Here is a 13,194-nt window from a genome sequence, read left to right on the forward strand (position 1 = left end):
TCACGGCCCATCACGGGTCTGCTGGCGTTACCCGATCCTGTCGAGATCAACCGAAATGGGTAGGCCTAAAGGGAGAGAGCAATGAAGATTTCGAAGCGGGCCATTCTGGCTCAGTCCGCCGCTTTTGCTGCAATCGCCATTTCGAGCCCAGCGCTCGCGCAGGACAGCGATCAAGCTGATACCGTCGAAGGCGAAGAAAACGTAATCATCGTCACCGGCTTTAAGAAAAGTCTGCAGGACTCGATTGATCTCAAGCGCAACAGCTCGGTTGTTGTTGATGCCGTTTCGGCGGAAGACGTCGGCAAGTTTCCTGATCAGAACGTCGCAGAATCGCTTCAGCGCATCACCGGTGTGGCGATTGACCGTTCCGGTGGTGAGGGCCAGTTCATCACCGTCCGCGGCCTCGGTCCAGAATTCAACGCCGTACTCCTTAACGGACGCACACTTGCAACGGACAATGATGGCCGCGAATTCTCGTTCGATGTGCTTTCATCGGACATTATCCAAACCGCCGAAGTTTACAAATCATCGCAGCCATCGCTCCAGTCGGGCGGTATTGGTGCGGTTGTTAATGTGACAACCGCAAAGCCGATTGACCGTCTCGGCTTTAACGCGACAATTTCAGCTGCGGGCATTTACGAAGAATTGTCCGACGAATTTGGCACCGATATCAGCGGTGTGCTGTCGTGGTCGAACGGTAACGTTGGCGCTCTTTTCGGCGCTAGCTACAGCAAACGTAACGCTCAAATTGATCGCAATCTTACCAATGGCTTTGCGCTTCGTCAGGGCAACCCGGCAATCTTCGCGCCCGAGTCCTCCTCAAATCTTCAGCCCACCGACATTTCGGAAGAGTCAGCGCCTGGCGCACTTGACGGCGGCCTGCCAGCAGGCGCTCGCTTGCAGCAACAGGTGATCTTCAGTCGCGACGATCAGGAGCGTGAACGTCTCACCTTGAACGGCGCGCTTCAATTCAACATGGCGGACCGTGGGACGCTGACGTTTGACGGACTATATTCGAAGTTCGAGATTGATTCCTTCGATACACAGTTCTCGGGTTTCTTTTCGCCGCCCTTTATTGACCCGGTGGTAGATGCGAACGGAACGGTAACGTCCTTTAGCCGCCCGAGCCTCGATTTTCAGGCACGCAACCCGGACATCGCTGGTCTGGTTGGCGCATCGCAAAACGACAACGTTCTCACGTCGAACAACCGCGAGGCGGAAACGTTGGCGTTCGGCGCAAACTTCGAATTTGAAGCAACCGACCGCCTAACAATTGTGGCTGACGCTTCCTATTCGAAAGCGACGCGCGACGGCACCAATCCGTTTGTGGTTTTGGGCGCGCTTGCCCCGACATCGCCTTTGATCCAGTCGACAAGCACATCGGGCATCTCGACAATCACCAATATCAACGCAGCCGACTTCGTCGATACATCGATCCAGCGTTTGCACTTTGTGAATGTAAACCGCACGCGGGTTGATGATGAGGTGATCGAATTCCGCTTTGATGGTGATTGGGAAGTGGACGCCGGACCGCTCACCAAAATTAGCTTTGGCGGTATTTCGACCGACCGCAGCAAATCGCGCGATCTGTTCGATAACTTCGCCGATCCTGATGGCGAAGGCCCGCTTTCGGCCAGTAATATCTTCTGTGCCTATTGTGGTTACACGGTCGGGTTCGATGAATCGATTTTGAACCAGTTCTCCTTCGATGGCTTCCTATCCGGTGTCGAAGGGGCAGACACAGTCCCTTCGACGATCTTGAATGCATCATTCGCTGATGCCTTTGCTCAGCTAAACGACGTTGCAAACATCAACGATCCGGCGCGCACCGGCGGTAACACGGCTGCCCTTCTGGCATACCTGAATGGCGGCGGTCTTGATCCGGTTCTCGGGATATACACCCCGACATTCAACGCTTCGGGCAGCTTTGAGGTGGAAGAGCAAATTTACGCCACTTACATCAACGCTGAACTGGGCGGTGAATTCGGCGGCGGTGTTCCATGGTCGGCCAATTTCGGCGCACGCGTAGCATGGACAAACGTGCTTTCGAGCGGCGTTGATCAGCCGGTGGTCGAATTTACAGCGAACATCAATGACACGCAGCTTGAACCGATTTTGGCTGTGCCTGTGCCGACGTCCGTTTCGAACGACTATTTCAACTTCCTGCCATCGGCCAATTTCAAGGTCGAACCGACTGCGGATACGGTCTTGCGTTTGAGCTACGCCCGAACAGTTACGCGCCCGACGCTGACCGCGCTGGGTGTTGCCAACACGTTCGGCGGACGCTCCGATGCGCCTTTGTCAGGCGGTGGTAACCCGTTGCTGGAATCGTTTGAAGCAGACAACTTTGACATCAGCTTTGAGTGGTATTTCGACAATCTGAGCTATTTCAGCGTTGCCGGTTTCCACAAAGAATTGGGCAATTTCATCCAGAGTGAGACTGTGCTTGTCCCGCAGCAAATCCGCCTGTTTGATTCGACGGGTGTGCAGCCTGATCAAATCGTGACCCGCGATTTTGCTGACACCCGTCAGCGCAACGGTCTTTCTGGTAGCATTAGCGGTGTTGAACTTGCCTTCCAAAAGACGTTTGACAACGGCTTTGGCGGTATCGTGAACTACACCTACGTCACATCATCGCGTGACAATGCTCCGGCTGGCGATCTTGGCTTTAACGGCTTTACGCCGCACACCGTGAACGTCACCGGCTTTTATGAAAACGGCCCGTTTGCGGCACGCGTTTCGTACAATTACCGCGATGGTTTCTTGGTGCTTGGTCAGGCTGAATTTGCTGAACCGCGCCAGCGTGAAGCCTTCGGACAGCTGGACGCATCGGCAAGCTTTGAACTGACAGACCAGTTCCAAATCTTTGCAGAAGGCATCAACATTCTCGGCGAAGATACACGCGACTTCTCGCGCTTCCCCAACCGTCTGTTGACCTACACCCGTACCGGTGCACGCTACACATTGGGTGTGCGCGCATCGTTCTAATCAAACTTTGGGTCGCCAACTTGCTTAACGTGAGCCGTCTCGTGCAAGCAAGTTGACCAGAGACGGCGGGCATTCCAATCGAAAGGAATGTCCGCCGTTCTGTTATCGGGCGGGTTTTCCCTAAGACGATAGGGCGCCCCACTGTTCACGCCTGCAAAGCTGTGACAGGAAAGCTGTAAAGCCGCGCCGCAAGAGCGCTGCAGGGAGAGACAATTCGATGAGTACTGTCCAAATCGCGGTCTTTGTTGGGATCACCGCCCTTATCGCCTTTGCAACCTATCTGCATTGTCGCGGCAAATTGAGCGACGGCCATTCGGGTGAGAAGGACTACTTCCTCGCGAGCGGTGGGCTCAAATGGTACTTTATCGCAGGCTCGATCACGCTGACGAACCTCTCCACCGATCAGCTGATCGGGATGAATGGCAACCAGATGGCGCTACTCGCATGGTGGGAGTTTGCTGCCGTTGCTGGGCTGTTGATCCTGACCTTCGTTTTCTTGCCAGTTTACTACAAGAACAACTGCACGACGACGACTGAACTGCTGCAGAAGAAATATAACGACAAGAACATTCGCGCGCTGATCAGCGTGCTGTTCCTGTTCGGCAATCTGTTCATTTTCCTGCCCGCGATCCTTTATGGCGGGTCGCTGTTCCTGCTTTCAATGGTGGGGCTGGATACGGGGCTGGAGAATATCCTGATTGTGGCCGTGATCCTCGCCACAGTCGGCGCGTGCTATGCCATTTTCGGCGGTTTGCGGGCGGTTGCAGTGTCCGACACCTATTCGGGCGTGCTCATCCTCGGCCTTGCGCTGCTGGTCGTGTATCTCGCTCTGCAAGCGATTGATTTTGACCTGACGGGCATTCCCGCAGATCGGCTGACCTTGATCGGAAGCGCCGACAGCCCGATTCCGTGGCCTACTCTTCTGACGGGCATGATTTTCATCCAGACATTCTACTGGTCGACCAACCAGACAATCACTCAGCGCGCCATGGCCGCGCCCAGTATCAAGGAAGCGCAAAAGGGCGTGCTGACGGCAGCGGGCATCCGCTTGCTGATCGTCCCGGCCATCGTCGTGATCCCGGGCATAGTGTCTTACAAGCTGTATGGCGACATTGGTGATGCAGCCTATGGCCGCATTGTGGGTGATGTGCTGCCTGTGTGGCTCTCTGGTGCGTTTGCAGCCGCTTTGGCCGCTGCTGTGCTGACCACGTTTAACTCGATCCTCAACGCCTCTGCCGCGCTCTATGTCTGCGACATTCACGAGGCCTATGTCGACAGGCCAAAGTCTGTTGCCAGACTGAGCGCCATTGTTTCGATTGCGATGTCGGTTCTGGCGCTTGCTCTGGTGCCGTTCTTCGCGAGTCAGGAAAGCCTGATCAACACGGTGCAAGAGCTTTATGGCTTGCTGTCCATGCCAATCCTTAGCGCCTTCGCTGTCTGCTTGCTGTTCAAGAATGTGAAGGCAGGCGCGGCGATGATCGGCGTGGTCACCGGCGTCGTATTCTATGGTTTCTGGAGCATGGTGTGGGAGCCAGCCCATTACATTCACGGCATGGCCGTTACTTTGGTGCTATCGATTGTGACCGCGCTGGTCATGAATAAGCTGGTTTATGGCGAGACCCCGGTCTTCTCACTTGGCGGAGCCGAGACAGAAGGCATGGAGAATGAAGGCAGCGCGGCGTAAACCTTCACTTGAGGCTGACGCGCGCTCCGTCTAGCGCGGGGGCATGTCAGATCTGAAACCCGCGCCTCACGGCTGGATCGTCCTCGATAAGCCGCGCGGGCTTGGCTCGACGCAGGCGGTTGCGGCTGTGAAGCGGAATCTTCGCGAAGGCGGCTATGCCAAGACCAAGGTCGGGCATGGCGGCACGCTCGATCCGCTGGCGGAGGGCGTGCTGCCTATCGCGCTGGGTGAGGCGACCAAGCTGGCCGGGCGAATGCTCGATGCCAGTAAGATCTATGAATTCACAATCCAGTTTGGCGAGGAGACGTCCACGCTCGACACCGAAGGCGAGGTTGTCGCGCGATCCGATATCATTCCCGAGCCAATGGAGGTCTATCGTACTGCAATATCGAAGTTCAGAGGAAAGATTGACCAGCTACCTCCCGCATACTCGGCTATAAAGGTCGATGGAAAGCGAGCTTACGACCGCGCGAGGGCAGGCGAAAAAGTAGATTTGAAAAAGCGCACTGTGACAGTTCACGCGTGGAATGTTCTCGGTCAGCCAGCAGAAGATTCTGTCACGCTGATCGCGCATGTTTCCAAGGGGACATATATCCGCTCTCTTGCACGAGATATCGCCCGTGCTCTTGGAACCTATGGCCACGTTACTTATCTTCGCCGTACAAAGGCGGGCCCGTTTCACCAAAATCAAGCGATTTCGCTGGACAAACTCAACGAAATTGGTAGTGGCGCGCCATTGAAAGACCTCCTCCTGCCGCTCGAGGCGGGGCTGGACGACATCCCGGCCTTAATTCTCGATCAGACAAGTGCGCAGGCGGTCCGCCAGGGCCGGGTCCTGTCTGAGCTGCCCCAACCATCCGGGCTTTACTGCGGCATGCTGGACAATGTTCCGGTGGCGCTGCTGCAAATTGCGGATGGCACGGCCAAGGTCGTGCGGGGTTTTAACCTTCCCGATGTCGCTGAGTAAGAGAGAATACTATGTCGGTTTCACCCGAGCGTAAGCAAGAAGTTATCAAAGAACATGCCCAAGCCAAAGGCGACACGGGCAGCCCCGAAGTACAGGTTGCGATCCTTACCGAGCGTATCAAAAACCTGACTGACCACTTCAAAGGCAACCACAAAGACAACCATTCGCGCCGCGGCCTTCTGATGATGGTCAACAAGCGCCGTAACCTGCTCGCCTATCTGAAAAAGAAAGACGTCGAGCGGTACAACGCCCTGATCCAGAAACTGGGTCTGCGTAAATAAGAGTTTCGTGAAAGGCGGCTCCTTCGGGGCCGCCTTTTTCGCATTGGGGGTCACAAGCATCCGGCTGGTGACTTCAGGGGCACAGAAAGACAGCCCCGCACCGGACCGGGACGGTATCCCCGGCACAAGTAGGCCCCGCATTGCAATGTGGCAGGCGGGTTCAAAAGGAAAATACATGTTCGACAAGAAAACCGTATCGCTGGAGTGGGGCGGAAAGACCCTCACCCTCGAAACAGGACAGATCGCCCGTCAAGCAGACGGCGCCGTTCTGGCCACCTATGGCGAAACCGTGGTGCTGTGCGCAGTAACCGCCGCCAAATCCGTGAAAGAAGGGCAGGATTTCTTCCCGCTCACCGTTCACTACCAAGAAAAATTCTCTGCAGCTGGCCGTATCCCGGGTGGCTTCTTCAAGCGTGAAGGCCGCGCGACCGAAAAAGAGACGCTGACATCGCGTCTGATCGACCGTCCGTGCCGGCCGCTGTTCCCGGAAGGGTTCTACAACGAAATCAACGTCATCTGTCAGGTTCTGTCTTACGATGGCGAAACCGAGCCAGATATCGTTGCGATGATCGCGGCATCGGCTGCGCTGACCATTTCCGGTCTGCCATTCATGGGCCCAATCGGCGCAGCTCGCGTCGGCTACAACAACGAAGGCGAATATGTCCTCAACCCGACCGTCACCGACGCGCTGGGTGAAGACGGCAATCTCGACCTCGTAGTCGCTGCAACGCAAGACGCCGTGATGATGGTTGAATCCGAGGCGAAAGAACTCACCGAAGAGCAAATGCTCGGCGCTGTGTTGTTCGCTCACGAAGAAAGCCGCAAAGTCATCGGCGCGATCATCGATCTCGCTGAACAGGCTGCGAAAGACCCATGGGAACTCGCCCCTGTCGAAGACAAAACCGCAACTCTCGAAGAGCTGCGCGGCGTAATCGGTGACGATCTGGCTGCTGCTTACAAGATCACCGACAAATCTGCCCGTCAGGATGCTGTGAACGCGGCCCGTGAAAAGGCCCGCGATCACTATTCTGATCTCGCTGAGAGCGATCCGGCAGAATATATGGGCCGTCTCAAGCTCGTGAAGAAGCTGGAAAGCGACATCGTTCGCAAGGCTATCCTAAAGGATGGCCAGCGTATCGATGGCCGTAAGACTGACGAAGTTCGCCCGATCGAGGCGATGGTTGGTTTGCTTCCACGCACCCACGGTTCGGCGCTGTTCACCCGCGGTGAAACGCAGGCGATCTGCACCACCACGCTCGGTACCAAAGATGCCGAGCAAATGATCGATGGTCTGGAAGGCCTGTCGTACAGCAATTTCATGCTGCACTATAACTTCCCGCCATATTCGGTTGGCGAAGTGGGCCGCTTTGGTTTCACCAGCCGCCGCGAAACCGGCCATGGTAAGCTCGCTTTCCGCGCGCTCCGTCCGGTTCTGCCGACTGTTGAGGACTTCCCTTACACTATTCGTATGCTCTCAGACATCACCGAGTCCAACGGCTCGTCTTCGATGGCAACAGTGTGCGGCGGCTCGCTTTCGATGATGGATGCAGGCGTTCCGCTGAAGCGTCCAGTTTCGGGTATCGCGATGGGTCTGATCCTTGAAGGCAGCGACTTCACTGTTCTTTCCGACATTCTGGGTGATGAAGATCACCTTGGTGACATGGACTTTAAAGTCGCCGGTTCGGAAGAAGGCATCACCTCGCTGCAGATGGACATCAAGGTTGCCGGCATCACGCAGGAAATCATGACCCAAGCGCTTGAGCAGGCGAAAGCCGGCCGTGCGCACATCCTGGGCAAAATGACCGAAGCTCTCGGCGCGTCGCGCGGCGAAGTTTCCAAGCACGCTCCGCGCATCGAAACCATGCAGATCGACAAGTCGAAGATCCGCGACATCATCGGAACGGGTGGCAAAGTCATCCGTGAGATCGTCGCTGAAACCGGCGCCAAGGTTGATATTGACGACGAAGGCACGATCAAGATCTCGTCTTCGAACGCTGATGAAATCGCAGCTGCACGGGCCTGGATCGAAGGCATCGTTGAAGAAGCCGAAGTCGGCAAGATCTACAACGGCAAAGTCGTTAACATCGTCGATTTCGGCGCATTCGTGAACTTCATGGGCGGCAAGGACGGTCTCGTCCACGTGTCCGAAATGAAGAACGAGCGTGTTGAAAAGCCGACGGACGTCGTTTCCGAAGGTCAGGAAGTGAAGGTCAAGGTTCTCGAAATCGACCAGCGCGGCAAAGTCCGTCTGTCGATGCGAGTTGTTGACCAAGAGACCGGCGAAGAGCTGGAAGACACCCGCCCACCACGCGAACCGCGCGGTGACAAAGGCGGACGCGGCGGTGGCCGTGGTCCGCGCCGTGATGGTGGCGGAGGCCGTGGTCGCGGTCCGCGCCGCGATGGCGGAGACAAAGGCGGCGACAACGGCGGTGGCAATGATGGCCCAGCGTCGATGCCCGACTTCCTGAAGGACTAATCCTCCTTCGCTAAGGCAATAAAGAGGGGCTGCGGGTTCGCCTGCAGCCCCTCTTTTGTTTAGGGCGGCGAGGAAACGAAGAAAGAGAACACACCATGCTACCGCGCGAAACACTGGCCACTGCTGATATTCCCGGCGGGGAAGAGCAATTGGCTCTCGTCAGCCATGGCAGTGATTTTATCATCATGCTGGGCCGGGATGAGCTGATGGGGACGCGCATGCAGTTCTCGGAAGAGCAATTGGCCGAATTGACGTTGGCGGAGCTGAATGTCGCCGTACCGCGTGTCCTAATCGGCGGATATGGTATGGGCTTCACCTACCGCGCCGCGCTCTCGAATGTACCTGCCAAGGCAGAGGTGCGCGTGGCCGAGATCGTACCGGAGATACTGGAATGGGCTGCGGGACCTCTGGCGCATCTAACCGGAGATACGCTGGACGATCCGCGTGGGGACATACGGATATGTGATGTCTCGGCTCTAATCGACGATGCCAATGATGGCACGTGCGATAAGTATGACGCGATCATGCTCGATGTCGACAACGGCCCCGACGGGATCGTGCGTGATCACAACAATCGCCTCTATTCGAAGACAGGTCTGGGCAAAGCACGCGACGCGCTGAAACCCGGCGGTGTGCTTTCGGTTTGGTCTGCTGCGATTGATCACAAATTTACGAACCGCCTGATCGATGCAGGCTTCGACACAGAAATGCGCGAAGTGCGCGCGCGGCCCAACAACAAAGGGCCGCGCCACACAATCTGGTTCGCAAAAAAGCGCTAGGCTCAGAAGCCGTAAATCAGCGTTACCCTGCTTAGCGTATCCGTTCCGACCGCGCCCGGCGGCGGATTGCTGTCATACTCATATGCATAGGAGAGGCGTGCAGTGAGGCTGTTGCTGATCTTTGCATTCAGACCGGTAACGAGATCAATGCTCGTGTTGCTTGAATCGATGATCACAGTCGCTGCACCGCCCGCTTCTGCAACTGCATTGGTATCGTGGGTCAACGTAAGCCGATCGGTGATGTCCCAGTCGAAATCCACCCCAAACAGCGCAGCGATCTGGCTTTCGCTTCGCCCGTCTACAAAGTCTGTGACGCGAAATGCCGGACCGGCCTTTGCTGACAGCTTCAGCGAAGGCTGGTCAATGATTTGATAGCCAAGACCGCCTGAAACCGCATAGCGCGATGAGATCCCTTGAAAGCGGTCCCGTTCATACTGAGCGAGGCCAAAGATAAACAGCCGATCCGAAACGTTGTAGTTCGGCTCATAGCTCGCGAGGAAGCGCTCTCTGTTCGCGACGCCTTCATTTTCCTGATAATCGGCGCGGGCGTTAATCTTGTGCGTCCAATCGATGCCCTCGCGTTTCATCGAGAGGATAGCGGTAACGCCCGTGTTCGATGTGTTACCCGTCGAACGAAAGCCGCCAAGCTCGCCTTTCCCGCTCCAATTCTCAAAAATGCCTGCATTGCGGATCGCTTCGATCTTTTCCGCTTCCGCTGCCTTGGCCGCGACAGCCAAATCCGCTTCGTAATTGGCGAGGATAGCGTCGATCTCCGCCGCATCATCGGGATTGGTTTCCCGTGCGAGTTCGATCACGGTGCGGATCTTGGTTTCATCACCGCCTGCAATCGCGGCATCGATCATCGCGCGAACCGGATCGGGAATGTCGGCGAGCGCGCTTGTTGGCAAAGCGAATAGAGTGACTGCGGCGAGAGCCGATGCAAATGCGGTATTCCGGGTCATATCAAACCTTCTTGATGCGTACGGCGCCCATAAAATCAGTCTTCCCAATAGGGACGCCCAGCATACGGGCGATTCCATAAGCGGTGCTGGCGTGGAAATAAAAGTTCGGTTGGCTAAAGCTCAGCAGGAAATCCTCGACCGTGAAATCCATGCCGCGGTCCTTGAATTCAAACCGCATATCGCGCCCGATCCAGCTTTCCATTTCTTCTTCGGTTAACTCACCGATCACGTCGCGTGCACTTTGCAGTTTGGCTCGCAGATCCTCGAACGTTGTTGGGGGTGGGTTCAGATCCGGGCTATAAATGCCTTCGCGCACGGCCAGGATCGACCCGGCTGTGTGTTCGGCCACGCACTTAACCTGATAGCAGAACGGCAGCATGTCATCGATCAGCTTGGCGCCGATCACCTCTGAGTGATCGCGGCCTTGATCTGCACACCATTGCTCAACTGTGTTCAAAAGGTGATCTGCAGTGCCAAGCATTTGCAAAGCGCTGGGCACATAGGCGGCGTGCAGGGATAGCGGCATCGGGTAAACTCCTGAAATCGGATGAGACTTGATCGCTTATTAGCAAAAGGCCCGCCGATGGAAACCGGCGGGCCTTGTAAAATCGTTTTGGTCGTATGCTTTAGCGGACCCGTGGGCCGCCAAATGGCAGAGGTGGTGGGGGTCGGCGGGCACCGCGCGGGAGCTGTGCCTGATAGGCGCGGCCGCAATGTTCGACGCAGTATGGGAAGCCAGGGTTCACCGGGGTCCCGCAAAAATGAAAGTCCGGTTCGCCGGGGTGGCCCATTGGCCAGCGGCAAACCTTGTCTGACAGATCGAGCAGACTCGTTTTGTCGGCAATCTCCGGGCTTGGTTTCGCCGGTACAAGACGGCGCGGCGGTGCTGGCGGGATCGGCGGTTGCTGATCGCCGGGTCCCTGACGCAGAAAGCCACCCGGGCCAACCGATACGATCTTTGGAAGATCAGGGGTCGGGTTAGGGACGGGCTGTGAAGGCGAACCGTCGTTCTTTGCCGGTGAAGGTGCCGCTGCAGTGGCCGGAGCCGGTCTTGCAGGCGCAGCCTTTGCTGCCGGCTTCGCAGCAGGCTTTGCGGCCGCCTTCTTTGGCGCAGCAGCCTTAGGCGCGGCCTTCTTGGCCGCTTTCTTCTTCTCGTTGGCTTTCACCGGGGAAGGGCGCGACTTCAGGCCCAAGCGGTGTGCTTTGCCGATCACAGCGTTGCGGCTAACGCCGCCGAGTTCTTCTGCGATCTGGCTGGCAGTGCTGCCGCCTTCCCACAACTTCTGGAGCGTTGCGATGCGCTCGTCAGTCCAGCTCATAAATCTCTATTCCGTTCTCGTGTCTGTCAGCCACCGATTCTATCGAAGCGGTGTCTTGTCAGGTCATAGTCAAAGCCCTACTCGGCGAAGCCATGCAAAAGCAAGCGTCTCACACCTCGTCAGAAGGCCCCGATCAGGACATCACCCCCGGTTCGAATACAACCGGCGGGAGCATCCGGTTTCCTGCCCGCGGCGAGCCAGTGATTACCGGCATCAATCGCGTTGGCTTGTTCGCCCTCTATATGAAGGAGGTAAGGCGGTTTCTCAAGGTGCAGACCCAAACGATTTGGGCTCCGGCTGTAACAACACTGCTGTTTTTGGTCATTTTCACCGTCGCTCTTGGCCGTGGAGGGCGTGAAGTGCTGGGTGTGCCGTTCGCCAGCTTTGTGGCTCCGGGCCTGATTGTGATGGGCATGATGCAAAATGCATTTGCGAATTCATCCTTCTCGCTGCTGTCCGGTAAGATCCAGGGCACCATCATTGATTTGTTGATGCCGCCGCTCTCGCCGGGTGAGTTGATGAGCGGAATTGTCATGGCCGCCATTACCCGTGCGCTTGCCGTAGGCTGCACTGTCGCCCTTGCCATGGCGCTTTGGCCGGATGTCAGCCTTTCGATCGAGCATCTTTGGGCGGTTGTTTGGTTTGGCCTGATGGGTTCGGTAATGCTCGCGCTTCTCGGCCTTGCAACATCGATCTGGTCTGAAAAGTTCGATCACAACGCCGCGATTTCAAACTTTGTGATCGCGCCGCTTTCTCTGTTATCAGGCACGTTTTACGTGATCGACAACCTCGCACCGACATTTCAGGCGATCAGCCGAGCGAACCCGTTTTTCTACGTAATTTCGGGGTTTCGGTACGGTTTTCTAGGCGAAAGCGATATTGGAGATGGCAGTGCAGTCTTTGCGGCAGCCATCGGCATTGCCCTTTTCAATCTGGCGATGGCAATTGCTGTCTATCTGGTGCTGCGTTCAGGTTGGAAACTGAAAAGCTAACTCTCGATCAATGCGTGAGTGATCTGCGCATCCGGTAGCGACCGTCTTTAAACTGTTCGAACAGCTGCGGCACGGTCGGGTGATCAACCGGCCCACCTTCCATGTCCGACAGCAGGTTTCCCTGACTGACATAGGCGACGTAGCTCTCATCCTCGTTTTCCGCGAGGAGATGATAGTATGGCTGATCACGGGCAGGGCGCATATCTTCCGGAATGGATTGATACCATTCCTCGCTATTGGCGAAGACCGGGTCGATATCGAACACAACCCCGCGAAAATCGAAAATGCGGTGGCGCACAACCTCGCCAATCCCAAAACGGGTGCGAGTTTGGCGCGGCGCATTGATCGTACGACCAGCTTGGGTGGAGAAGAACTCAGAACGTTCCATAGTCCCAAGAATATGGACCTTCGCATCCGCAAAACAAGCAGGCTTTCGGGCTCGCGCCAAGATATGCCCGATTTTTGTCTGCGAAGAGGCCTTGGCAAGGGGCACAAGCTGCGCTAACCGCCTCGCTCCCTTAAGCAGTGAATACAGCCCATCGACCGGGTACATGCTTGAAACAGGGACCGCTGATGGCCTGTCACTATGCTGTGACATGCACGCAGAAACACGGAGAGATGCCGGAGTGGTCGAACGGGGTAGTCTCGAAAACTACTGTGCCCTTACGGGTACCCAGGGTTCGAATCCCTGTCTCTCCGCCATTTCATGATCTGATCTGGGTATGAAAGATCGCCGATCTTATCAG

General features: G+C 56.4%; 11 protein-coding genes and 1 tRNA gene. 8 read left to right on the forward strand and 4 right to left on the reverse strand.

The genetic code is table 11. From position 1 onward, the window contains the following. Nucleotides 1–81 precede the first annotated feature (81 nt). From MWU39_RS03670 to MWU39_RS03695, 6 genes are all read left to right on the forward strand, one after another. Nucleotides 82–2,988 (forward strand): TonB-dependent receptor, encoded by a 2,907-nt coding sequence (locus MWU39_RS03670; protein ID WP_247158623.1) that lies wholly within the window; start codon nt 82–84, stop codon nt 2,986–2,988. Nucleotides 2,989–3,205: 217 nt separating this feature from the next. Further along, a complete protein-coding gene (locus tag MWU39_RS03675) occupies nt 3,206–4,672 on the forward strand; it encodes an SLC5 family protein (protein WP_247158624.1) in 1,467 nt (488 codons plus the stop codon). Between the two features lie 43 nt (nt 4,673–4,715). Beyond that, on the forward strand, nt 4,716–5,639 hold the full coding sequence (truB, locus tag MWU39_RS03680) for a tRNA pseudouridine(55) synthase TruB (protein ID WP_247158625.1): 924 nt from the start codon (nt 4,716–4,718) through the stop codon (nt 5,637–5,639). Nucleotides 5,640–5,650: 11 nt separating this feature from the next. Beyond that, the gene (gene rpsO / locus MWU39_RS03685) at nt 5,651–5,920 is read left to right on the forward strand and encodes a 30S ribosomal protein S15 (RefSeq protein WP_247158626.1); all 270 of its coding nucleotides are present in this window, start codon (nt 5,651–5,653) and stop codon (nt 5,918–5,920) included. Nucleotides 5,921–6,095: 175 nt separating this feature from the next. Beyond that, the gene (pnp, locus tag MWU39_RS03690) at nt 6,096–8,396 is read left to right on the forward strand and encodes a polyribonucleotide nucleotidyltransferase (protein WP_247158627.1); all 2,301 of its coding nucleotides are present in this window, start codon (nt 6,096–6,098) and stop codon (nt 8,394–8,396) included. Between the two features lie 95 nt (nt 8,397–8,491). Then, the gene (locus tag MWU39_RS03695; protein ID WP_247158628.1) at nt 8,492–9,175 is read left to right on the forward strand and encodes a spermidine synthase; all 684 of its coding nucleotides are present in this window, start codon (nt 8,492–8,494) and stop codon (nt 9,173–9,175) included. Between the two features lie 2 nt (nt 9,176–9,177). On the opposite strand, the gene MWU39_RS03700 is transcribed toward MWU39_RS03695, so the two are convergent. The 3 genes from MWU39_RS03700 to MWU39_RS03710 form a co-directional block, all read right to left on the reverse strand. Beyond that, nucleotides 9,178–10,137: a DUF481 domain-containing protein gene (locus tag MWU39_RS03700; RefSeq protein WP_247158629.1), complete on the reverse strand. Its 960-nt coding sequence runs from the start codon at nt 10,135–10,137 to the stop codon at nt 9,178–9,180. Between the two features lies 1 nt (nt 10,138). Further along, a complete protein-coding gene (locus MWU39_RS03705) occupies nt 10,139–10,663 on the reverse strand; it encodes a DUF1993 domain-containing protein (protein ID WP_247158630.1) in 525 nt (174 codons plus the stop codon). A gap of 100 nt (nt 10,664–10,763) precedes the next feature. Then, nucleotides 10,764–11,456 (reverse strand): GcrA family cell cycle regulator, encoded by a 693-nt coding sequence (locus tag MWU39_RS03710; protein ID WP_247158631.1) that lies wholly within the window; start codon nt 11,454–11,456, stop codon nt 10,764–10,766. Between the two features lie 92 nt (nt 11,457–11,548). On the opposite strand from MWU39_RS03710, the gene MWU39_RS03715 reads away from it, so the two are divergent. Further along, nucleotides 11,549–12,448, forward strand: a complete 900-nt coding sequence (locus MWU39_RS03715) for an ABC transporter permease (RefSeq protein ID WP_247158632.1) — start codon at nt 11,549–11,551, stop codon at nt 12,446–12,448. 7 nt (nt 12,449–12,455) lie between these two features. Here the strand turns inward: MWU39_RS03715 and hspQ are convergent, their stop codons facing one another. After that, nucleotides 12,456–12,836, reverse strand: coding sequence for a heat shock protein HspQ (gene hspQ, locus MWU39_RS03720; RefSeq protein ID WP_247158633.1), 381 nt, complete (start codon nt 12,834–12,836; stop codon nt 12,456–12,458). A gap of 224 nt (nt 12,837–13,060) precedes the next feature. Here hspQ and MWU39_RS03725 point away from each other — a divergent pair. After that, nucleotides 13,061–13,150, forward strand: a tRNA-Ser gene (locus MWU39_RS03725). Nucleotides 13,151–13,194: the final 44 nt, after the last annotated feature.

Origin of the sequence: Erythrobacter sp. F6033, assembly GCF_023016005.1 — a bacterium.
Classification (GTDB): Bacteria; Pseudomonadota; Alphaproteobacteria; order Sphingomonadales; family Sphingomonadaceae; genus Erythrobacter.

Bases quoted from the DNA above. Each gene is read 5' to 3' on its own strand.
- MWU39_RS03670 (WP_247158623.1), top strand. From the start codon at position 82: ATGAAGATTTCGAAGCGGGCCATTCTGGCTCAGTCCGCCGCTTTTGCT.
- MWU39_RS03675 (WP_247158624.1), top strand. From the start codon at position 3,206: ATGAGTACTGTCCAAATCGCGGTCTTTGTTGGGATCACCGCCCTTATC.
- truB (WP_247158625.1), top strand. From the start codon at position 4,716: ATGTCAGATCTGAAACCCGCGCCTCACGGCTGGATCGTCCTCGATAAG.
- rpsO (WP_247158626.1), top strand. From the start codon at position 5,651: ATGTCGGTTTCACCCGAGCGTAAGCAAGAAGTTATCAAAGAACATGCC.
- pnp (WP_247158627.1), top strand. From the start codon at position 6,096: ATGTTCGACAAGAAAACCGTATCGCTGGAGTGGGGCGGAAAGACCCTC.
- MWU39_RS03695 (WP_247158628.1), top strand. From the start codon at position 8,492: ATGCTACCGCGCGAAACACTGGCCACTGCTGATATTCCCGGCGGGGAA.
- MWU39_RS03700 (WP_247158629.1), bottom strand. From the start codon at position 10,137: ATGACCCGGAATACCGCATTTGCATCGGCTCTCGCCGCAGTCACTCTA.
- MWU39_RS03705 (WP_247158630.1), bottom strand. From the start codon at position 10,663: ATGCCGCTATCCCTGCACGCCGCCTATGTGCCCAGCGCTTTGCAAATG.
- MWU39_RS03710 (WP_247158631.1), bottom strand. From the start codon at position 11,456: ATGAGCTGGACTGACGAGCGCATCGCAACGCTCCAGAAGTTGTGGGAA.
- MWU39_RS03715 (WP_247158632.1), top strand. From the start codon at position 11,549: ATGCAAAAGCAAGCGTCTCACACCTCGTCAGAAGGCCCCGATCAGGAC.
- hspQ (WP_247158633.1), bottom strand. From the start codon at position 12,836: ATGGAACGTTCTGAGTTCTTCTCCACCCAAGCTGGTCGTACGATCAAT.